General features: G+C 45.0%; 13 protein-coding genes. 8 read left to right on the top strand and 5 right to left on the bottom strand.

The genetic code is table 11. The annotated features are described in order from the left end of the window. Positions 1-4: 4 nt before the first annotated feature. A complete protein-coding gene (ileS, locus tag C7475_RS12795) occupies positions 5-3,364 on the bottom strand; it encodes an isoleucine--tRNA ligase (RefSeq protein WP_110053732.1) in 3,360 nt (1,119 codons plus the stop codon). A 250-nt stretch (positions 3,365-3,614) separates the two neighbouring features. Here ileS and C7475_RS12790 point away from each other — a divergent pair, with 250 nt between their 5' ends. Next, positions 3,615-4,076, top strand: coding sequence for a PepSY-like domain-containing protein (locus C7475_RS12790; protein ID WP_110053731.1), 462 nt, complete (start codon positions 3,615-3,617; stop codon positions 4,074-4,076). A 763-nt stretch (positions 4,077-4,839) separates the two neighbouring features. On the opposite strand, the gene C7475_RS12785 is transcribed toward C7475_RS12790, so the two are convergent. Next, on the bottom strand, positions 4,840-5,379 hold the full coding sequence (locus tag C7475_RS12785; protein WP_110053730.1) for a hypothetical protein: 540 nt from the start codon (positions 5,377-5,379) through the stop codon (positions 4,840-4,842). A gap of 807 nt (positions 5,380-6,186) precedes the next feature. Next, the gene (locus C7475_RS12780) at positions 6,187-7,110 is read right to left on the bottom strand and encodes an AraC family transcriptional regulator (RefSeq protein ID WP_158286497.1); all 924 of its coding nucleotides are present in this window, start codon (positions 7,108-7,110) and stop codon (positions 6,187-6,189) included. A 251-nt stretch (positions 7,111-7,361) separates the two neighbouring features. Between C7475_RS12780 and C7475_RS12775 the strand changes: the two genes are divergently transcribed. From C7475_RS12775 to C7475_RS12755, 5 genes are all read left to right on the top strand, one after another. Continuing rightward, positions 7,362-9,041 (top strand): hypothetical protein, encoded by a 1,680-nt coding sequence (locus C7475_RS12775; RefSeq protein WP_146217534.1) that lies wholly within the window; start codon positions 7,362-7,364, stop codon positions 9,039-9,041. Between the two features lie 116 nt (positions 9,042-9,157). Next, positions 9,158-11,137 carry a DNA topoisomerase (ATP-hydrolyzing) subunit B gene (gyrB, locus tag C7475_RS12770; RefSeq protein ID WP_110053727.1) on the top strand — a complete coding sequence of 660 codons (1,980 nt, stop codon included), beginning with the start codon at positions 9,158-9,160 and terminating at the stop codon, positions 11,135-11,137. Positions 11,138-11,451: 314 nt separating this feature from the next. After that, positions 11,452-11,904 carry a hypothetical protein gene (locus C7475_RS12765; protein ID WP_110053726.1) on the top strand — a complete coding sequence of 151 codons (453 nt, stop codon included), beginning with the start codon at positions 11,452-11,454 and terminating at the stop codon, positions 11,902-11,904. 218 nt (positions 11,905-12,122) lie between these two features. Further along, a complete protein-coding gene (locus C7475_RS12760; protein ID WP_110053725.1) occupies positions 12,123-15,158 on the top strand; it encodes a SusC/RagA family TonB-linked outer membrane protein in 3,036 nt (1,011 codons plus the stop codon). Between the two features lie 14 nt (positions 15,159-15,172). Next, the gene (locus tag C7475_RS12755) at positions 15,173-16,564 is read left to right on the top strand and encodes a SusD/RagB family nutrient-binding outer membrane lipoprotein (RefSeq protein ID WP_110053724.1); all 1,392 of its coding nucleotides are present in this window, start codon (positions 15,173-15,175) and stop codon (positions 16,562-16,564) included. A gap of 68 nt (positions 16,565-16,632) precedes the next feature. Here C7475_RS12755 and C7475_RS12750 read toward each other — a convergent pair whose 3' ends face one another. Beyond that, positions 16,633-17,337: an SIMPL domain-containing protein gene (locus C7475_RS12750; RefSeq protein WP_110053723.1), complete on the bottom strand. Its 705-nt coding sequence runs from the start codon at positions 17,335-17,337 to the stop codon at positions 16,633-16,635. A 222-nt stretch (positions 17,338-17,559) separates the two neighbouring features. Between C7475_RS12750 and C7475_RS12745 the strand changes: the two genes are divergently transcribed. Then, positions 17,560-19,509, top strand: coding sequence for a PKD domain-containing protein (locus C7475_RS12745; protein WP_110053722.1), 1,950 nt, complete (start codon positions 17,560-17,562; stop codon positions 19,507-19,509). 154 nt (positions 19,510-19,663) lie between these two features. Here C7475_RS12745 and mfd read toward each other — a convergent pair whose 3' ends face one another. After that, the gene (mfd, locus tag C7475_RS12740; RefSeq protein ID WP_110053721.1) at positions 19,664-23,038 is read right to left on the bottom strand and encodes a transcription-repair coupling factor; all 3,375 of its coding nucleotides are present in this window, start codon (positions 23,036-23,038) and stop codon (positions 19,664-19,666) included. Between the two features lie 111 nt (positions 23,039-23,149). Here mfd and C7475_RS12735 point away from each other — a divergent pair, with 111 nt between their 5' ends. Further along, positions 23,150-23,869: a ferredoxin--NADP reductase gene (locus C7475_RS12735; protein ID WP_110053720.1), complete on the top strand. Its 720-nt coding sequence runs from the start codon at positions 23,150-23,152 to the stop codon at positions 23,867-23,869. Positions 23,870-23,922 lie beyond the last annotated feature (53 nt).

Here is a 23,922-nt window from a genome sequence, read left to right as displayed (position 1 = left end):
GGGATTAGCTTTTTTTGTTAACTAATACGTTGAATGTCAAATCATTTACTTCAATTTCAATACCTTCCTGTAAATCCGGCACTAACTCCAGACTATCTGCCAAAATTTCCGTGCAAATATAGTCATTATAGTTAATAATCGCTGATTTCAGGCTATCCATTACTGCCACTTTTACCTGTATCCTATCGGTCAGTTCAAAGTCGCTATCCTTTCTGATTTTTTGTATACGGTTCACCAATTCACGGGCATTACCCTCGTCCAGGAGCTCTGGTGTAATAGTAATATCGAGCGCTACCGTAAGGGCGCCCTTATTCGCTACTGTCCAACCGGGAATATCTTCTGAGATGATCTCTACGTCAGATAACTGTATAGGTAGTTGTTCATCTTCAACCTGAAGGATAAATTCTCCATTACGCTCCAGTGATGCAATGTCCGCTGCTGAGAATGCACTGATGGCTGCAGCTACGGCTTTCATCTTTGCCCCCATTTTTCCACCCAGGGACTTGTAATTCGGCTTGATCTTTTTCTTGATGAAACCTTCCGTTTCCGTAAGATAGTCAATACCTTTCACATTCACCTCACTTTTTATCAGGTCTTCTATCTTTTCTATCTGCTCTTTTATGTGAGCGTTCTGAACAGGTATTAATATCTTTTGTAACGGCTGCCTTACTTTGATATTCACCTTCTTCCTGAGAGACAATACCAGTGAGGATATGTCCTGGGCTAACTGCATCCTTTCTTCGAGGTCTGTATCTACCGCTGTAGCTACCACCGCAGGAAAATCCATGTGATGGACCGAAGCTTCCGCATGACGTTTACTAACATTATTCAGGTTGCCAAATAACCAATCTGCAAAGAACGGTGACACCGGGGCCATTAAACCCGCCAGTGTTTCGAGACACTCATACAAGGTCTGATAAGCAGAGATCTTGTCATGCGCGTACTCTCCCTTCCAGAAGCGGCGACGGCATAAACGCACATACCAGTTACTCAGATGCTCGTCAACAAAAGCCTGTACGGCCCTGCCCGCCTGGGTAGGCTCATAATCATTAAAATATCCTGTTACGTCTTTTACCAGCGTATTCAGCAGGGAAATGATCCAGCGGTCTATCTCCGGACGATCTTTCAGCGGTATATAAGCTTCCCTGAACGTGAACTTATCCAGGTTGGCATACATCGCGAAGAAATTATACGTATTGTACAGGGTGGAGAACAATTTACGTTGTACCTCACGGATTCCTTCAATATCAAATTTCATGCTATCCCACGGAGACGCGTTGGTAATAAGGTACCACCGTGTTGCGTCCGCCCCAAATTGTTCCAATGTAGCGAACGGATCCACAACATTACCCAGTCGCTTACTCATCTTATTACCGGTCTTATCCAGTACAAGGCCATTCGATACTACCGTCTTATAAGCTACACTGTCAAACAGCATTGCGGCCAGGGCATGCAGGGTATAGAACCAGCCGCGTGTCTGGTCAACACCTTCAGCAATGAAATCGGCAGGGAAGCTCTTTGCAAACTCTTCTTTATTCTCAAATGGGAAATGCCACTGTGCATATGGCATTGCGCCGCTATCAAACCATACGTCTATCAGATCCGGTTCACGTTTCATTGGCTTACCAGAAGGGCTCACCAATACTATATTATCTACATATGGCTTATGTAGGTCTTTCGTCAGATATTGGATGTACTCCTGGACATTGGAAGTGCCCGCTGTACCTGCTTCATATGTCATAACACCTGCTTCAAAGGACTTAGCCAGTTCACTGCGAAGTTCCTCCATACCTCCAACACAGATCTCTTCAGATCCATCTTCTGTACGCCATACCGGCAGCGGTGTGCCCCAGTAACGGCTACGGCTGAGATTCCAATCCACCATATTCTCCAGCCAGTTGCCGAAACGGCCAGTACCTGTGCTGGCTGGTTTCCAGTTGATGGTCTTATTCAGTTCCACCATTCTATCCTTGAGCGCAGACGTTTTGATAAACCAGGCATCAAGCGGATAATATAATACCGGTTTATCTGTACGCCAGCAGTGCGGATACGTATGTTCATATTTCTCAACCCGGAACGCACGGTTTTCCTTCTTCAGTTTCACCGCAATATCCACATCCACATCTTTATAATCCGGATCATTCTTGTAATCCTTCACATAACGGCCGCCAAATTCACCTACACTGTCAAGGAATTTACCCTGACGATCTACCAATGTCAGTATGCCAATGCCATATTTCTTTCCTACACGATTGTCATCAGCACCAAATGCAGGCGCCGTATGCACGATACCCGTACCATCTTCTGTAGTTACGAAATCGCCCAACAGCACACGGAATGGATCGCCTTCCTCTGGTTGTACATATGGCAGCAACTGTTCGTAACGGATGTTTTCCAGCTGGCTACCTCTGCAAACAGAAAGGATCTGCCATGGAATGATCTTATCTTCCGGTTTATAAGCAGCGAAATCGCCGTCTTCACCTTCCTTCTTAAAATATTTGCCGATCAGGTCTTTCGCCATCACCACAAACACAGGTAAATGTGTGTAAGGATTGAAGGTACGTATGAGTGCATATTCTATATTGGCGCCTACTGTCAGACCCAGGTTAGATGGCAGGGTCCACGGCGTGGTCGTCCATGCCATGAAGAATACCTCTGCCGCAGGATCCGCTTTTCTGGCAGTTTCAAACAGGAAAGCAGATTTATCTGATTCCAGTGCTTTGAACATTGCCACCACAGTGGTATCCTTTACATCTTTATAACAGCCAGGCTGATTCAGTTCATGAGAACTAAGTCCCGTACCGGCAGCAGGAGAATAAGGCTGGATACTTACGCTTTTATATAAGAGCCCTTTTTTATATAATTCCTGCAGGCACCACCAGAGGCTTTCTATATATGTATTGTCGAAAGTGATGTATGGAGATTTGAGATCAACCCAATAACCCATTTTACGGGTCAGGTCATCCCACTTATCTTTATATTTTAATACTTCTGTACGGCAAGTATTATTATACTCTTCAATGGAGATCTTTTTACCAATATCTTCTTTAGTAATGCCGAGCGTTTTCTCTACACCTAATTCCACAGGTAGACCATGCGTGTCCCATCCGCCCTTACGCTTTACCTGGAAACCGCTCATCGTTTTGTAACGGCATACCAGATCTTTAAGGGTACGGGAAATAACGTGGTGAATACCAGGCATACCATTTGCGCTCGGCGGACCTTCATAAAATACGAAAGGAGTAGCGCCTTCGCGTAGGGACACGCTTTTTTCAAACGCCTGGATCTGTTCCCAGTGCGCCAATATATCCTTTTCTATCTGCGGTAAATTCAGCTGGTTATATTCCTGATATTTGCTGGCCATAAAACAATTCTCCGCCCTTTGACGTTAATAAAATAAGTTGATTAAAATTCTGCAAAGTTACTGATTTTAGAGCAGCCATGAAAAAGGGCAGGCCATTAAAAAGTTAGATTTTGCTTTTAATTGTGGTTTTTTTTGTAGTTTTACCATGCATTTAGTTCGTTGCTTGTCTTTTTTGGCATTGTTTTGGTAACTACGACGGAAGAATAAGTTGAAAAACTTAACCCAATTGAAAAACCATATCTGATTATTTATGAAAAAGTTAGTATTAATAATTTGTGTGGCAATCATATCTTCCGGCACAACTTTTGCACAAAAGAAATCAGCAAAAAAAACAAAGAAGGTAGTTGCTAAAGAAGTTGTAGCTCCCGTAGCAGTAAAGGATGCTTTTCAGCAGAACTTTTCAGGCTCGGAAGCAAAGTGGTCTAAGAACTTTAGCGGACATTGGGTCGCAAACTTTACAAAAGAAGATGTAAAGACTACGGCAGAATATGACGCAGAAGGTAAGTGGGTAGCAACCCGTAGTTCATATGCAGGTGACAGGATACCAGAAACTGTATCCTCTACACTCAGATCGAAATATCCAACGGCCACTATAAAAGATGGCTGGAAAATTGAGAGGTCAGATGTAGCTGCATATTACAAGGTTAATATTCAGGATAACGGTGTTGAGAAAGTGGTGTTGATCAATGACAACGGAACCGTTACAGAATAATAACCACATTAATTAGTATTTCATAGGTATAGGGATAAATAGGACAGACCCTGCTCTTTTGGGCGGGGTTTTCTTTTTGTATTAACCGAACACTGCCCGTCTCCCTGAAATTGATTGTTCAGTGGCCCGAACCCCGATAAAGATATTCCCTCGTTCCAGTAGTCCTTACTCAGTATTTTCGCTCATCTATCTTATTGTTAGCTAACAAGTTGTCATCCTAAAACACATAATGTCACATTATGCGACTATCTGTCGTTCTTCCTGTCAGACATGACAAGATTATTACTAAATTGCCATCACGGCTTTTAACCGCCTATCACATTGCATTGATTTACAATAATTAATAGCCCCTTATATAGGTCCAGCTTCGCACGCCCTTATACCATCCCCTAATACCGGATCAAGTTGAAAACCTGGGGGATGATCAGTGAATGAATCGGGCACAACTATAAGTCAACACTCTTAACGTAGGAAAATCATCCACGTTGGCTGGTAAGCTAAAATACGCGGAAGGGGATGGCTATGATTCGAGCGTGGACCTTCTAGCTCACGGTTGCGGGTGGGGCCGCGGGCTGTGGCTCTTTGAAGTTCCTTAATATTTAGCAATGGTTTGGCGGTTGGGCGTTAGTAATGCTTTTTAACCCCTGGGTAGGTCGTATTAAGCATACTTCAAATAACCAAGGCCCGTAGCTCCCACCCGCACCGCTCGCTGCGGCCGGTCTTTCCCACCGGGAGAAGCCATCCGTAAACGTGAAGATGTCTTTTATGTAAGCAGCAATTCTTTCACCGTTCGGTTTCCCGGTAAATCTCTTACTTCTACAATGACCTTACCGTCTGCAGGCAGCGCAGTGGCCGTATAATACCAATCTACTCCGTTCCTTCCTAAAACTGCCCGCCCACGCTCGGTAATAACACCGTCACCGTCTATTACCTTTACCTCCACTTCCGCTACCCGGAACTCATCTTTGGCAGTCACCACAACCTCCTGGCCTTCTAACCTGATGTTTTGTACTTCGGGACTTCGGTAAGCATCCTTCACCGCCATATTATAGGCATTTTGGCCCGGCCCGGTCAGCGATTCATAGTAAGCCTTGATCTGCGGATCTTCCAGCATAATATGCGCACGCATCGAAGCGACAGTCATCTTATGCCTTGCTTCTAACTGCTTTTGGGTAGGCTTTTTCCGGGAAGGGCCGCGTTTCTTCGCCATAATGATCTGCCCATTCCGTTCGTAGATCGTGATTTGCTTGCCGAGAGAACCCCGTACAAGTTGCATGAGGATATTGTCTTTAACAATGGCCATAAAAAGGTCGTTTTGAGGTTAGTACTACAAGTTTGCTATATCGCTTCTCAAAGGTACATATAAGGATACTGAATTGGCACTAAAATATCATTTAAAGGTCACTTCAATATCGATTTGATATATAAATGACCTCTTAATGTCCTTTTGATACCCTTTTAGTAGCCTTATATTAATACGATAGATACCATATTTGTACGCGGCAGAAAGGATAAGCGATAGATGTTGTAGTTTATTTTGATGTAAGTGGTAAGTTCGGATTGTCGAAACCATTGGATCCAGGAGTGCAATAAGAGGAGCAAGGGATCTAGATTTATTCCTCTTCAGACATTTATAAAAACACAAACCGTCTCGTTTAAGACGAGACGGCTTTATGTAATTACGGTAGAAAGCTTACCTGGCAAAAATTGCACTTTCCCAAAAGGTCAAAATTGGTGTTTGATGAGGTGCAAAAAATTTATGGCTTTACTCATTTTTGCCCAGTAAGCTCTCTCCATGGTCAAATCTGATAAGGAAGCTTATAAGGAAGATCAGGATAAATATCTGCCGATCGTGATACAAAGAAACGCCAATTATCGGGGGAGTGTTTTTGTATTCGGGAAAACATTTGATCAAATCGGGAAAAGTACGTCATTCAAATAAAGCAACAAATACAACCAATTGTAAACCACATAATTGACTCAGTCATTCACTAAAAATTGGAAAATCACGACGATCAACTCCGCCCAGGAATCGTATTGTTCGTAGCCCCATAAAAAAAGTCCCGCTCCAGTAAGAGCGGGACTTCTATATAAATAACTTATGACCTAATTATCGCAGTAACAATTCACATGGCTTCAGGCCCGTATGTTTCTTAAAGGCGGTAGAGAAATGCGAAATACAGGAATATCCCATCAGGATCGCTACCTCAGAAACAGACATGCCTCTTTCATACAACAGGCTCTTCGCCTTTTCCATCCTTTCCTTCTGGAAATAATCATAGATGGTAGTGCCATACATCGCCTTGAAGCCCTTCTTCAGGTAACATTCATTCATGGCGATACGGCGTGCCAGGTCACGGATGGTGATAGGCGCATCCAGCTGTTCTAATAATATATCCCTGGCTTTCTCTATCTTTTCACGATCTTCCAGTTGTGTCAGGAAACGACAGCCATAACGGTCGTCAGTATCATTCTGTACAAACTGGTCGGAACTGAAGAGGAGCAGTTCTAAAGCCTTGCTCTGAAGGAAGATGTTCTTAAGGGCGCCATCATAATTATGATGTACCATTTGCTCCAGTACCTCTTTAGATTTGGTGCTGGGCTGGATCGTTTTAACAAAAGGCTTGCGGGACTGCATGTCGAAAAGGGTGGAATTGGTAGACCCTTTCTGCAGTGATTGTATGAAGGAAGGTTGAAAACGGACAGTGATCATGTCAATGGAAGGAGATTTCTGCACGCAGTTATCTTTATGTCCATCCACACATACACGGTCAGTACAACCCGGATTCTGGCAATATTTGTTGCCGGCCACACAATAGCGTAACTCGATGGCAGCAGTCTGCCCTCTTTTGGCCGGTTGGTATACTACCATTGCAATGTCTTCTACCGGCAACGGACGATCATACGTAAACCGTTGCAAAGTAAAGTCCAGACAGTCCGGCACTGTAACAGCGTCGTCTTCCGCCAATTGGAGCTGATCGCTCATGGCGGGCTGCCGGATGGCCAATGATAATATGTCCTGTACCTCTTTCACGCCATTCATTTTGTTAAATCCGTGACAAAAATAGTCATTCAAATTTTATTCAGAAACGTTTTGACATTCAGGTTACAAAAGGATAGTGCCTGAAAAGCGTAGAAACTACATCTAAAATAATGAAAAATAATCACTTACCATTCATTGACAGACTTCAATATTTTTTTAGACTGCCACAAATGGGTACTTCTTTATGAAATCACCTGATTTTCTATAGGGACTATGGTATGAATTTCGTTTAATTGTATATGATGCAAAAAAGATCACTCTTTATACGGATCTGGAAAAAGGTACTCCTTTCCATAATTATACTAATACTGTTGGTGCTTGGTGCAGCATGGTACATCGGACAGCGCTGGAACAAACAGATCCAGTGGCAGCTGAAGGCCTATATCCAGGATATGTCGGACAGTCTGTATACGCTGCGCTATGCAGATCTTTCCCTGAACCCCATCACCGGTAGTCTTAGCCTGGAAAAAGTAAGCCTTGTGAGAGAGCCAGATGTTTATAAACGTCTTCAGGACGAGCAGAGAGCCCCAAAACTAATTTACAGCTTTACGGCCGACAGGGTGTCTCTCAGCTATTTCAAAGTGTGGCGTTATTTCTTCAAAAAGGAACTCAGTGCCGGCTCCCTGGTATTCAGCAACCCCGTCGTCATGCTGGAGATGAATATGAGGAACAAAGACACCACTGCCCCTAAAAATGCCTATCAGAATATTTCCACTAAAATAAAATCGCTCTACCTGGGTACCCTCAAGTTGAACAACACAAACCTGAAGTACACTGTTATAAAACAGGACAGCAGCCTGGTAATGACCCACCTGGAGGACCTCCGCATCCAGGTGAAGGACTTTCTGATAGATTCCGTCGCCCTGGAAGACCCTACCCGTTTCCTGTATGCCCGGAACTATGAATTCGGCCTGACCGAATACCGCTACCGGACGCCGGACAGCCTTTACTGGATGCATGTAAAGGATGTACAATACAGTGCCGAGGAACAAATGCTACGGATTGGCCAGTTTGCTGTAGAGCCAAGATACCCCAGGGCGGAATTTGACATCCGCTCCAAAACCCAGCGTGACCGTTTTGACGTAAAACTGAACAAAATAGAGTTGTCCCGGCTCCAGCCACGGATGTTGCTGGAACACCAGGTCATCTGGGCCGACAAGCTGACCATCAATAGTGGCACGCTGGATATCTACCATAACCGGAAACTACCCGAGGCGCCGGGTAACAAATTAGGGCAGTACCCTAATCAATTGTTCAAAAAGTTAGCGATACCTATATATATAGATAGCCTGGTGGGCAAGAAAACCGATATTCTATATACCGAGATCAATCCGAAATCGGACGAAGCCGGTAAACTCAGTATCAAACAGGTCCATGGCGTATTCCGTAATGTGACCAATATAGACAGCATGATCGCTAAGAAAAATCATATCACGGCCGACCTGAACGCTATTCTGATGAACAGCGGGAAACTGAAGGCACATTTTGACTTCTCCATGAAAGACACCCTGGGCCGGTTTGGTGTATCGGGCCAGGTAAAAGGCATGGACGGGAAAGACCTGAACCCCGTCTTAAAGCCACTGGGTATGGTGGAAGTGAAATCCTGCCAGATCGAGGACCTTACTTTTAGCATGACAGGTAATGAACGCAAAGCCTCCGGTCAGGTGAAGTTCATCTACAGCAACCTGAAAGTGAACATTTTAAAAAAGGAGGAAGGGTCCCATGAATTTAAAAAGAAAGGACTGATGAGCTTTTTTGCCAATGTCCTGATCATAAAAGACAGCAACCCCGCCGGTGGAGAAACCCGGCTGGCGCATCCTCACTATGAACGGGACATTAAAAAGTCGTTCTTTAACCTGGTCTGGAAGACCTTATTTACGGGAATTAAGGAGACCGCCCTGGGTAAAAATTCCCCCATCTGACGAATGTGGATATCAACGATTCGAAAAGTGCCTCTTAAATATGGAAATAAGCCCCATTTTTCGTATTTTTGCACAATTCACGAGAATCCAATTCTAAACACACTTTACACCCAAATATGAGCGAAGAAATAGCGCAAATAACTACACCCGCACAGGGAGGATATGACGCGGACAGTATACAGGTACTTGAGGGACTCGAAGCGGTGCGTAAACGGCCCGCGATGTACATTGGCGACATTGGTATAAAGGGACTTCACCATCTGGTGTATGAAGTGGTTGATAACTCGATCGATGAGGCACTGGCCGGTTATTGTAAGAATATTGAAGTAACGATCTGTGAGGACAACTCCATCCGCGTTGTGGATGATGGTCGTGGTATTCCTACCGGTATGAACACCAAAGAAGGCCGCTCCGCCCTGGAGGTGGTAATGACCGTACTGCACGCAGGTGGTAAATTCGACAAAAACACATATAAGGTATCCGGTGGTTTGCACGGGGTGGGTGTGAGTTGCGTAAACGCACTCAGCTCCCTCTTACATGTAACCGTACGCCGTGAAGGTAAACTGTTCGAGCAGGAATATCAGCGTGGTATCCCGCAGTACTCCGTACGCGAGATCGGGACTGCCGAAAACACCGGAACTACCGTTCATTTTAAACCGGACGGTGAGATCTTTAAAGATACCACCTACAACCGCGAAATCCTTGCAGGCCGTCTGCGTGAACTGGCTTACCTGAACCGCAGGATCAAGATAGTGCTGACTGACGAACGTGAGAAAGACGAAGCCGGTAACTCCATCTCCGAAACTTTCTACAGCGAAGGCGGTATCATCGAATTCGTACAGATGCTGGACCGTAGCGGCCGTCGTAACGGACTGCTGCCTGATCCTATCTTTATCGAGGCACATGATTCATCCAGCAACGTAGCAGTGGAAGTAGCGGTGATCTATAATGACTCTTTCAGTGAAAATATCTTCTCTTACGTAAATAACATCAACACCATTGAAGGTGGTACACACGTAGCAGGTTTCCGCCGTGCTATCACCCGTGTATTCAAAAGCTATGGTGATAAGAACAAACTGTTCGAGAAGACCAAGATCGAAGTGACCGGCGATGACTTCCGTGAAGGCTTGAGCGCTATCATCAGCGTGAAAGTACCTGAACCACAGTTTGAAGGTCAGACAAAGACCAAACTGGGTAACTCCGATGTAATGGGTGTTGTGGACAGCTCCGTAGCAGCCGTACTCGATGCTTACCTGGAAGAGCATCCACGTGAAGCCAAGATCATCATCAACAAGGTGGTACTGGCAGCACAGGCCCGTGAAGCAGCCCGTAAGGCACGCCAGATGGTACAGCGTAAAAGTGTACTGAGTGGTAGCGGCTTACCTGGTAAACTGGCTGACTGCTCCGAAAACGATCCTGAAAAATGTGAACTGTACCTGGTTGAGGGTGACTCCGCAGGTGGTACAGCTAAACAAGGCCGTAACCGTAGCTTCCAGGCTATCCTGCCACTGAGAGGTAAGATCCTCAACGTCGAAAAAGCCATGGAGCATAAGATATACGAGAACGAGGAGATCAAGAACATCTTTACCGCTCTTGGCGTAACCATCGGTACAGAAGAAGATGACAAGGCTCTCAACCTCGCCAAACTGCGCTATCATAAGCTGATCATCATGACGGATGCCGACGTGGACGGTAGCCACATCGCCACACTGATCCTGACCTTTATATTCCGTTATATGAAGGCAATGGTGGAACAAGGTTATGTATACATTGCACAGCCGCCGCTGTACCTGGTGAAAAAAGCGAAGGAACAGATCTATGCATGGACAGAAGAAGACCGTAAAGCAGCTATCCTGAAAATAGCCAACGGTAAAGAAGACAGCGTAACTATCCAGCGTTATAAAGGTCTTGGTGAGATGAACGCAGAACAGCTGTGGGAAACTACCATGAACCCTGATAACCGTACCTTAAAACAGGTAACCATCGAAAGCGCTGCAGAAGCAGACCGCGTATTCAGTATGCTGATGGGTGATGAGGTTCCACCAAGAAGGGAGTTCATCGAATCTCACGCAAAATATGCGAAGATAGACGCCTAATTTCAACGATAACAAGGAATGAAAGGTCATAGATCCTTCATCCTGTTTAAATAGCTTAAAGCTGCGGAAAACACCTCCGCAGCTTTTTCATTTTAAGCTTGTATAACTCAAACAAGACAGCTTTAGAGCATTAGTACTTACTATCCTTGATCCTGTTGTCGATTTTAGTTTTCCTTATGTATTTCATTTCCAGACACTTCTCTTTTTATTGCTTCATACTTGTTAAAAAACTTATAAATATTTTATTTAATTCGTAGGAAAGTAACTAATTTGCAGTCCTATTTATCACTATACCTGAAGAAATTACCTATCCTATGAAACTCAATTCCCTCCTGGGATTCCTGTGTCTGTGTCTGGTCGCTTTCACATCTTGTGATAAGGAAGAAGTGGTTAAGGCATCCGGTTCCTGCGAATTCAAATTTGACGGTAAATCCTATTCTGCGAACACTTCTTATGGCGAAGCTTTTGATACTACTGTAGTAGGTAAGAAAGCACTGCGTGTACAAGGCGTAACAAGTACGCTTAACAACTTTATAATCCTACAGGTAATTTTCAAGGATTCTTTAGCCACTGGTACTTATACTACTGCAGAAAATGCAACTATCCTTTTTTCAACAACAGAAGGAGGCTTTGAAAGCACAAGCGCTACAATAAAGATTACAAGCATAAATAGTAAGTATGCCGAAGGAGAATTCAACGGCATTTTAAACAATGGTGAAACAGAAAAGCCATTAACGGACGGAAAGTTTAAAGTAAACATTAATTGATCATCGTTTTTTTTGAAATCTTTTTCCATCGTGTCCCGCCTCTCAAGGCGGGACTTTTTTTTGGTTAATATCCGTCTATAGATAGTCAAGAATCATAAAAAGGTTAGCCCCCTTCAGCTATTACATTTGGGTACATATCATTTTAAGTCATTTGCGCAGATGACGGGATCAGTTATTTAGAGGGGAATTCACAAAAAACCAATATCTAATCTCGTTGTATGAAAACAAAAGTATTTAACCTGCTGGCATTGCTTGCGGGACTGCTGTTCTATTCCTCTGTAAATGCACAAACAAAGAGGATAGACGGAACAGTGACCGATGAAAAGAAACAACCGATCAGCTTTGCCTCCATCATTATCAAAGGCACTTCAAAAGGGACGACAACTGCGCAGGACGGATCATTTAAGCTTGAAGCTGCCCCCGGTGCTACATTGATCATCCGCGCCGTAGGATACACTCTTAAAGAAATTCCCGTCGGCAGTGAACAACACTTTACCATCACCTTGTCCGAGAACGCCAGTGACCTGAATGAAGTGGTGGTAACGGCACTAGGCGTCAGGAAAGAAAAAAGGAACCTCACATTCAGTGCACAGGAAGTAAAAAGTGATGAGATCCTGCGGGCCAAAGAGCCTAACGTACTGAACTCACTCACCGGTAAAGTGGCAGGTGTGCAGATCACCAGTTCTTCCGGTATGCCCGGTAGCTCTGCACGTATTGTGATACGCGGTATTACTTCCATCTCGGGCGAAAATCAGGCGTTAATAGTAATGGATGGCGTGCCTATCAACAATGACGAAAGCGGCGGCACCTACAATGGCGGCTCCGGTACGAACAGGCTGGCAGACATAGATCCTGCTACCATTGAAAACATTAACGTGCTTAAAGGCGCCGCGGCCACTGCTCTATATGGTTCTGCCGGTGCACGTGGCGTAGTACTGATCACGACCAAAAGAGGAACTGTAAGCCGTAAGCCGGTACTGACTTTATCATCCGGCCTTTCTTTTGAGAACACCATTTTTCCTGACAGGCAATACACCTATGCACAAGGCGATAAAGGCATCTATTTTGACGGTGAAGCTAATAAGACCAGCACCTCCTGGGGACCGCGCATTGACACGTTAACCATCAACGGACAAAAGGCGAAAGCACATCATCCGCTGAAAGAATTTTTCCGTACAGGCGTTACATCTAACAGCACTGTTAGTGTATCGGGTGGCAATACCGCGTCCAATTATTTTATGTCTTATTCTTACTTCGATCAGAAAGGCACTATACCTAAAACATCTTATGCACGTCATAGTGTATTCGCCAAATACAGCACACAGATCCTGGACAAACTTAATGCTACTTTTCAGTTGACCTACAGTTCTGCAAAGAACAATAAAATGCCGGAAGGATATGGCCTGGAAAGTCCGCTGTGGACGGTATTTACCGCACCTGTATCTTACGACCTGAAACCATACCTCAACCCCGATGGCACGCAGCGTTTATACCGCTATAGCCGTAATAATCCGTACTGGGTATTGGATAATATTCTGAACACAACTACCGTGAACAGGTTCCTGCCGGTAATGACTTTTGTATATGCTCCTGTTGACTGGTTATCCATTACAGAAAGAGTAGGTGCGGACATTTATGCTGATCAGCTGAGCTATCACGTCAACATGAAAGACATTACTTACAGTACCGGTCTTACCTATAGCAATAACAAGAACTTCAGGCAATTTAACCACGACTTCATTGTACAACTGAGAAAACAGTTTGGCGCAAAAACCAATGCCAGCCTGCTGTTGGGAAACAATGTCTATTCTGAGCACAGCGACTACATGACCGCATTAGGGCTTGGTCTTGCGAAACCAGGTTATTACAACATGGCGAGTGCATCATCAGTGACCTATACTGAATCGCAATACCTCCGCAGGAAAGTTGGTTTTTATGCACAGGCGGAAGTAGACTACAACCGTTTGCTGGTATTGTCACTCACAGGAAGGTATGATGGCAGTTCAGTACTATCCACCGAAAATACATACTACCCGTATGGCTCTATAGCAGGCGGTTTCATCTTCTCTGAGCTATTTCATGATAAACTGAAAGAGGTGATCCCTTTCGGTAAAATAAGAGCATCCTTCGCCTCAGTTGGTAATGATAACGTGAAGACATATGCAACAACTACTCCCTACAATCAGGCCATCATTTATGGTGATGTAAGCAGTAATCTGACATTCCCATATAACGGACAGAATGGTTTCCTGATCAGTCCTTCATTGGGTAATCCGGACCTGAAAAATGAGCTGCAGAAAGAATTTGAGCTAGGATTGGAAATGAAATTACTGAACAACAGGATAGGACTGGAAGCTTCTTACTTTGACAGACGTATGTCGCAGGGCATAGTAGAAAACATCTCACTTGCTAACTCTACCGGCTACGCTAGTACGACTATCAACTCTGCTAAGATGTCAACAAAGGGTATTGAAGTTTTACTTACGCTGACGCCTGTCAGAACAAAAGATTTCACCTGGGATATAACAGTGAACTATTCAAAACTTAATCAGAAGGTAGAACATATCGGTGGAGGGCTCACACAAACAAGCATCGGTACTATCTATGCAAAAGAAGGACAACCCTGGGGACTTATCTATGGCACCAAATACGCACGTACTGCCGATGGCCAGCTGCGCATCAATGACGCAGGATTACCTTATGCGTCCGGCGACTTCGATGTGGTAGGCAATATCACGCCCGACTGGATAGGAGGTATTACCAATCAACTACGCTATAAACAATTTGGACTAAGTTTCTTCTTTGATACAAAACAAGGTGGAGATATTCTTAACTCTGATGATGGTTATGGCCTTTACTACGGCTCTTCCGCGCAGACTGAAAAAAGGGAGGACAGAGTGGTACCAGGTATCAGCGATGCTACGAGTGCGCCCAACAAACAATCTGTTACAGGACAAAGTTACTTTCAGCAGATCAGTGGTATAACGGAAGCATTTATACAAAACGCATCGTACATCAAGTTGCGAAATGTAAGTCTCTCGTATACACTTGCAAAAGGAACAAGCCGCTTACCGTTCAGAGACGCATCAATTGTATTAACGGGCCGCAACCTGTGGATACATAAGGATGCCAGCTTCACAGGCGGCGATCCCGAAGTAAACTCGTGGGGTGCAGGTAACGCAGGATTAGGTGTTTATACATTCTCTGCTCCTACTGCCCGGTCATTTGACTGTACGTTAAAATTCACCTTCTAGTAAATCATTGCAACATGAAAAACTCGTTCATCATCATATCAATGCTGACGGCCATTATACTGTCAGGATGTAAGAAATACCTTGACGTCAATCAGAACCCGAATGTACCTTCTGACGTTTCTGAAAGTCTGCTGCTGGCGCCTTTGGAGGCGGGTGTTTCACAATACATTGCAGCAGGTAATGCGGCTACGCTTGTCAATCAATGGATGCAGAACTGTGTACCAAATCAGCCAATACCAAATACGGTCAACTATATGGTAACAAGTTCCACATTTGACGACTACTGGAACTCGCATTATGTAGTGGTGTTAAATAATCTGAATATACTTGACAAACAGGCTACCGCAAATGGCAACATGATGTATGCAGGAATCGCAAAAGTACTAACAGCTTATACACTGGGCACTGCTACAGATCTGTGGGGAGATGTACCGTTCTCCGAAGCATTCACCGGAACAGGCAACACAACACCGGCGTATGATAAACAGGAAGACATTTACAAGGGCATACAATCATTGCTGGATGAGGCGATAACACAACTGAATTCAGGTACAGGTGACGCTCCCGGAACGGACGATTACTACTATGCAGGCGATATGTCCAAATGGGTTAAAATGGCTTATACGCTGAAGGCACGTTACTATATGCATCTTACCAAAGCACCTGGCTATGATGCGGCAGCACAGGCCAATCTTGCATTGAGTGCGCTGGCAAATGGTATGAGCAGTAACAATGATGATTGTGCATTTGCATACAATGGCACTTCGACATCATCCAACGCATGGTACCTGCACTTCTACAATACATCCACTTTAGTGTTATCATCTCACTATATAGATTCACTGGTAAAACATAACGATCCGCGTTTGCCATACCTCGCCAGTAAGGCAGAGAACACAGGATTATATACAGGTAACGTGATCGGTACAGGAGCGGGTAAGTTGCAGGACTTCTCAGTGGCTGGTAGCTTTTATGGTGATATTGCATCCAAAGTATACATACTTAATGCAGCAGAAGCGTTGTTCCTGAAAGCAGAAGCTACTTACATTACAGCTGATTATGCAGCGGCACAGCCTGTATTTCGTGAGGCCGTAGCAGGCAATTTATTAAAGCTGGGGATTGATACTAACAGCACTGCCGCACAAACATATTTATCACAACGTGGCATACTAACTGCGAACAATGCATTGCAACTGATCATCGAAGAAAAGAGCACTGCAAATTTCCTTTCTGTTGAAAACTATACAGACTGGCGGCGTACCGGCTATCCGGTATTAAAGATGATCCCTAATAATACGGTAACGAGCTTTCCGCGCCGGTTCCTTTATCCATTGAATGAGATCACAGCTAACCCGCAGGACCTGCAGAAGGCAAAACTAACTGATAAAGTTTGGTGGGATAATTAATACCATCATCAAAAAAAGAAAGGGAGCGATGCATTAAGCAGGCTCCCTTTTCTATTATGCAGCGGTTATTATTTTATAAAGAATACTGCTCTTACTTCAGCACGTACTTTTATTTTTTTGAAGGATGATGCATCTGCTGCTTCTGCACCTGCAACACGTGCAAATGAATTGAATGCAACAGGCGCTACGTCCGCATAGTTATCAGTATTGATCTCCTGCACTTCCAGCACACCGTCGATAGTGTTTCCGATAGCTTCCAGCATATAAGTAGCCTTTGCTTTAGCAGCCTGCAATGCTTTTGTTTTTACCTGTTTACGGTATTCTTCCATTTTGCTGTGTGTATAGCTGCTGATGTTCACACTTTCGATACCTTCTGCATCTACAGCACCCAGGATGTCATTTACTTTATCGAGGTTGCTCAGTTTAAGACGATATTGTTTACGCGCCATGAAATCCGGGTCCTTTTTCTTTTTAACCCACCATTGGTCATAGTTAGTACCGAATACATTGGCAATGGTCAGATCTGCAGCAGGAATACCCGCTTCTTTCACTGCTTTCTGTAACTGGCTTTCCAGTGTGGCCATCTCTACTTTTGTAGTTTTATTCTTGAACTCACGCAGTGCAATATCCAGGTAGATCTCATCCGGTGTAATTTCTATTTCTGCGGAGCCTGTTACTTCGATCTTTTTAACAGGAGGTTTATTGTCTGTTTGCTGAGCCTGACTTAATGATGCTATGAATAATCCTGCCAGTAAAAACATTACCTTTTTCATACTCTTTTGATTTGATGATAATTGAATAATTATAGTTTCCGTTGTTTGGCTATATGATGCTGCTTAATATTCCGATTCCATAAATGGGGCAAAAATATTTTCCCGGTGTACCAGCCTACAATACTTTACGAATAAAGATATATAGCCCGTTTGCCTCTAACGTTTGATCTCCCTATATGTTACACAGATTATTTTTTTTATTTTACTAACAGCAATTTACCTATGACCAGAGCATTGACGCTTTTGACAGGATTGTTTTGGCTGTTATTATCTAGTACACTATTATATGCTCAGTTACAAACCCCGTATATACTAAACGGTGCGGCAACCCAGCGAACATGTAACTGTTATGTGCTGACTGAAGAGGTCCCTCAATCGAGCGGTACCGTGTGGAATAAAAATAAGATCAGCCTTAACAACTCCTTTGACTACTACTTTGACGTAAACTTAGGCTGCAAGGATGAAACCGGAGCAGACGGTATAGCGTTCATCCTGCAAACACAGGGTACAAATCTTGGCGCTACGGGTCAGGGTATGGGCTTTCAGAATATCAGCCCTTCCGTAGGTGTATTGATAGACACCTGGCAGAATGCCGACGATGGAGATCCTGATTACGATCACGTATCCATACAGGTAAACGGAGATATTTCTCATACCAGTAGCAACAACCTGGCAGGGCCGGTTACGGCATTAAGCGGGAACGGAAACATTGAAGATTGCAACTGGCATATCTTCCGCATCAAATGGGATGCGGGGAGCAAAACGCTGGAAGTAAGTATTGATGATTCATTACGCGTTGCCGTTCAAAAAGATCTTACTGCCGAAATATTTGGTGGAGACCCTATGGTATATTGGGGTTTCGGCTCCGCCACCGGCGGAAGTTTTAACAAACAGCAATTCTGTGCAGCTCTCAGGCCACAGTTACAGTTCGATAATAACCAACTCTTTTGTGATGGTTCCGCTATTGTATTCGAAGATGATTCCAAATCATTTGGTACAGTTACCCGCTGGCGATGGGATTTTGGTGACGGTACTGGTTCTTCTGTTCCTGATCCGCCACCACATTTGTATGCGAAAGCAGGCGAGTATGAAGTACGTCTTGTGATCGAAGATAACAGTGGCTGCATATCAGATACGATGAAGCAGGATGTGATCATCGGTTCTTATCCTGTACCTTCCTTCAGTTACGATGCTGTATGTACAGGACGCCCCCTTACTCTCACCAATGAAACACAGCTTGATGTAGGTACCATTCAAAAATGGGAATGGGATTTTGGGGATGGCCGGACATCCAATGCAGAACATCCCTCTATACAATATGACTCTATCGGGATATACGCAATCATGTTAGTGGCAACGTCTGCACAGGGGTGTAGTGCATCCATCCAAAAGATAGGACCGATATATCCTACGCCTTATATCAGTGCTACCGGGGAAAATGTCTGTATCGGCCTTCCGATCAATTTTACCGGTACCGATCAAACGCCTTCCATACCGCTATCGCAGTGGTACTGGGACCTCGGGAATGGCCAGCAACAAACCGGACAGGATATCAGCTACATCTATCCGGAAGGCGGCGATTATCAGGCTGGTTTACATGTTATGAGTACCGACGGCTGTCTTTCCGATACATTCCCTGTATCCGTTAATGTTATGGATATCGGTCTGTTTGCCGGCAATGATACACTCATAGCCCGTAATCAGCCCTTACAGCTGAATGCACAAACCACAGGCGACGGGCTTCAGTTTACATGGTCGCCAGCCACAGGATTGACAGACGCCTACAGTGCAGATCCCATTGCTTATCTTCAGCAGGACCAGGCTTACTATCTTACTGTAACATCTTCTGAAGGTTGTATTGAAAAAGACACCCTTTACGTGAAAGTTTATGCAGGTCCGGAGTTCTATGTACCTACAGCATTTTCTCCCAATAATGACGGCCGTAATGATGTTTTCCGGGCTATTTCACCAGGAGTACCTCAACTGGATTTTTTCTGTGTATGGAACAGGTGGGGACAGGAAGTATTCAGAACGCAATCCCTTTCGGGTACCTGGGACGGTACTTTTAAAGGCACGCCTATGCCGGCAGGCACCTATGTATGGATGATCCAGGGAACAGATTACACCGGAAGGCTCTTTAGCAGAAGAGGCACCGTAACAATAGTCAGATGACAATCTTCGCTCCGGTAGCACTCCGTCAGGAGTGCCCTGTTTGTAGCCAGGGGTTGCAAACCCCAGGTATTCGTTATGCCGGAACGTTGTAACACCGGAACATTACAACGCCCGCGTGTCATTATCCCAAAACGTTGCAACACCGGATATTACATCAACTTCTTGCATCCTCCATCGCCTTCAGGAAATCGTACAGATCACTCATTGACCGTATACGATCCGCCACCAGCATAAAGTTCTTTCCTACCTGCTTCAGCTTCGCATTGTTCACTCTTGTTTGCAGATAAGTAAGGATATGATTGAATGTAGGCGATTCGAAGTATGGAGAATCCGGGTTGTTGATAAAGTAACAACGCAGCGTCTCGTCTTTCAGCATCATCTTTTCAAAACCAAGTTTGATCGCCATCCAGCGGCAACGGATCATACAGAGCAGATCTTTAACAGGTTCAGGTAACGGACCAAAGCGGTCGATCAGTCCTGCTTCGAAAGTCTGGAGTTTGCTCTCCAGGATGATATTATCCAGCTCCTGGTAAAGGCTCAGACGTTCCTGTATACTTTCCACATAACTATCCGGGATCAGTATTTCGAGGTCAGTATCGATGGTACAATCGCTTACAAAGTCTTTCTTCTCCTCCAGTTGTTCCTTGAAGAGATCACGGAACTCGTTTTGTTTCAGTTCACGGATGGCTTCGTCCAGGATCTTCTGATACATATCAAATCCGATCTCTGAAATAAAGCCGCTCTGTTCACCACCCAGCAGGTTACCTGCGCCACGGATGTCCAGGTCGCGCATGGCGATCTGGAAACCACTACCTAATTCACTGTGTTGCTCCAGCGTCTGTAATCTTTTACGGCTATCGGCAGGCAATGTACTCATAGGGGGCGCCAGCAGATAACAGAAAGCTTTTTTATTGCTACGCCCTACACGACCGCGCAACTGGTGCAGGTCACTTAAACCGAAGTGGTGTGCATTATTGATGATGATCGTGTTCGCATTCGGGATATCCACACCGCTTTCCACGATGTTGGTACATACGAGTACATCATACTTTCTGTCAATGAAATCGAGGATCACTTCTTCCAGCTGATGTCCTTCCATTTGCCCGTGTGCGGTAGCAATAGAGAGATCAGGACAAAGTCCTTTTATCAGGCTGCTTATTTCACCTAAACCTTTCACCCTGTTATATACAAAGTATACCTGCCCGCCACGCTCTGTTTCATAATAGATCGCATCACGGATCAGGTCATGATCGAACACATGCACTTCCGTTTCTATCGGCTGCCTGTTAGGCGGCGGAGTGTTGATGACGGACAAGTCTCTTGCGCCCATCAATGAGAACTGTAATGTTCTCGGTATAGGTGTAGCCGTTAGTGTCAACGTATCGACGTTCACTTTCAGATGTTTCAGCTTTTCCTTCGCAGATACACCGAACTTTTGCTCTTCATCCACTACCAGCACACCGAGATCTTTAAACTTCACTTCTTTACCCAGTAAGGCGTGCGTACCAATGATGATATCGATCTTTCCTTCTGCCAGTTTCTGAAGGGTTTCTTTCTTCTCTTTAGCTGACTTGAAACGGTTCAGATAATCCACCGTACAAGGGAAATCTTTCAAACGCTCTGCAAAGGTTTTATAGTGCTGGAATGCCAGGATGGTAGTAGGCACCAGTACAGCAGCCTGCTTGCCATCTACAATTGACTTAAAGGCAGCGCGGACAGCGATCTCTGTTTTACCAAAGCCCACATCACCACATACAAGACGGTCCATCGGAGAATTAGATTCCATGTCCCGTTTCACATCCGAGGTAGCTTTACTCTGATCTGGGGTATCTTCATACAGGAAGGATGCTTCCAGTTCCGTTTGCAGATAGGTATCGGGCGTATGTGAAAATCCCTGCTGCGCCTTACGGGCAGCATAAAGCCTGATGAGATCTTTCGCAATGTCTTTTACCTGGGTCTTAGCCTTTTCCTTCAGCTTATCCCAGGCATCGCTACCCAGCTTGTTCACACGCGGTTCTACACCTTCCTTGCCTGAGTATTTACTGATCTTATGCAGGGAGTTAATGTTTACATACAAGAGGTCATTGTTCTTATAAATAATACGGATCGCTTCCTGCATCTTTCCACCTACCTCGATCTTTTGCAAACCGCTGTACATACCGACACCATGATCGATGTGCGTCACAAAATCGCCCGACTGCAGTTCACGCAGCGTCTTCATGGTGATCGCCTTGTTCTTGTTGTAGGCCTGCTTTACCTTGTACTTATGGTAACGCTGGAAGATCTGGTGATCAGTATAACAAACCAGTTTCAGCGTATGGTCTATGAAACCATGACTGACAGGAGAAGGGATAGGGTAGAATGTAAAATCCGCTTTCAGATCTTCAAAAATGCTGCGCAGCCTTTCCAGCTGGCGGGCATTTTCTGCGAAGATGAACAGGGTATATTTATTCTTGTTGTGTGCATCAAGGTCTTTGATCAGCATTTCAAACTGCCGGTTAAAGACAGGCTGCTCCTGTGTTTCAAAGTTGAGTGGTATAAAAGAACGGTTAGTCTCTTCCCACCACTGGCGGTTGCTGAACACAATGCAATGCCGGCGTAACAGTTCCTGCATCAGCGGGTGCGCTTTTACAAAATCTGTTTCCTCCAGCTTCATCGTATCATCTTCACCTACTTTCACTGACTGGCCGGTTTGCAGGAACGCATCCAGCTTTTCTTCCAGTTGCAGTATGACATCCTGTACATAACCGGGATCTTTCATCCAGACCACTGTATTCTGCGGAAGGAACTCCAGCAGGGAAGTCTTCTGATGGTTAAGTCCCTGCGTATCCATATTGGCGATCAGCGTCACCTGTGTCAGCTTGCGCTCGCTCAGCTGTGTTTCCGGATCAAAGAGACGGATAGAGTCGATGTCTTCACCAAACAGTTCAATACGGTAAGGCTTCTCATTCCCAAAGGAATAGATATCGAGGATACCACCACGCAAAGCATATTGTCCCGGTTCGTACACAAAGTCTGTATACTCAAAGCCCCAGCCGACCAGTTTCTCCAGCAGCTCATCCACTTTCAGCACGTCTCCGACCTTCAGCTGGACCATATTGCTGCTGAACGCAACAGATGCAGCCACCTTTTCCCAGAGTGCCTCCGGATAAGTAACCAGGATCTTTTTATGAATTGCCGGTCCGGAGAACTTCATAAGCGCTTCGGTACGCAGCATGCTATGACTGCTGTTGATCTCGTTGAAGTAGCCGGCCTTCTTGAAGGAGTCCGGAAAGTAGAAGATATCCAGCGCCTGGCTTAAAGATTCCAGGTCATTATGGAAATAGGCAGCCTCTTCCTTGTCGTTAAGAATGAAGAGATGATTCACGGAATTGGCCAGCTCCCACGCTCCCGCCGCTATAAATGTGGTGGCACTTCCGGTTAGTCCTGATAATTGAAAATACTGTGGATCGGACAAATGTATCCCTTTCACCAGCTGTTGCAGGCGGGAATCTCGCTGGTACAGTTGTAAAACAGCCTGTATATTCATGAGGGTTGCAAAGATACGGAATTAGTCCATTAGTCAAGCGTCGCTATTACCCCTGAGAGCCAACGGGCTATGGACAATTTTGGTTATATTTAGTATATAAATTCCACACCAATGCTGGACCAATGGTATAAGGGTCAGGTAACCCGTATCGTACAGGAAACACCTAATACGCGCAGGTTCTGGATACAAATTCCGGAAAAGGAATGTTTTGACTTTAAGGCGGGTCAGTTTGTTACCCTCGACCTCCCCATACATGAGCAGAAGAACAAACGCTGGCGTAGCTATTCCATCGCATCCCCACCGGACGGTACAAACACCATAGAGCTGGTCATCGTATTCCTGGAGGGTGGCGCTGGGACCACTTACCTGTTCAACCACATCACTGAGGGCAGTGAGCTGATCCTGAAAGGGCCGCTGGGCCACTTTACGTTACCGGCAGAGATGGACAAAGACCTGTTCTTCATCTGTACCGGTACCGGTATTGCACCTTTCCGCTCAATGGCACAGTATATCAGGGCGCACGATCTGCCACATCCGCCGATCCACCTTATTTATGGTTGCCGGCAGCAATGTGATCTGCTATATGCTTCAGAAATGCGGCAACTGGAACGTGATCTGACAGATTTCCATTATCTGCCTACCCTGTCACGCGAAGACAATGGCTGGACCGGCCGTAAAGGGTATGTACACCTGATCTATGAAGAGCTGGCCCAAAAACAGCCTGCGCATTTCTTTCTTTGTGGCTGGAAAAATATGATCGATGAGGCCAAACATCGCATACTGGCGATGGGGTATGACAGGCATGACATCCACCAGGAGCTGTACGGATAAGCACTACTTGAACAAGTAGCACAATAGGCATAAAAAAGGCCGCACCGGTTGAT

The sequence above is a fragment of the Chitinophaga sp. S165 genome (genome assembly GCF_003182155.1).
Lineage (GTDB): Bacteria > Bacteroidota > Bacteroidia > Chitinophagales > Chitinophagaceae > Chitinophaga.
Note: the sequence above shows the minus strand (reverse complement) of the source record. Positions and strands in the feature narration are given on the sequence as shown.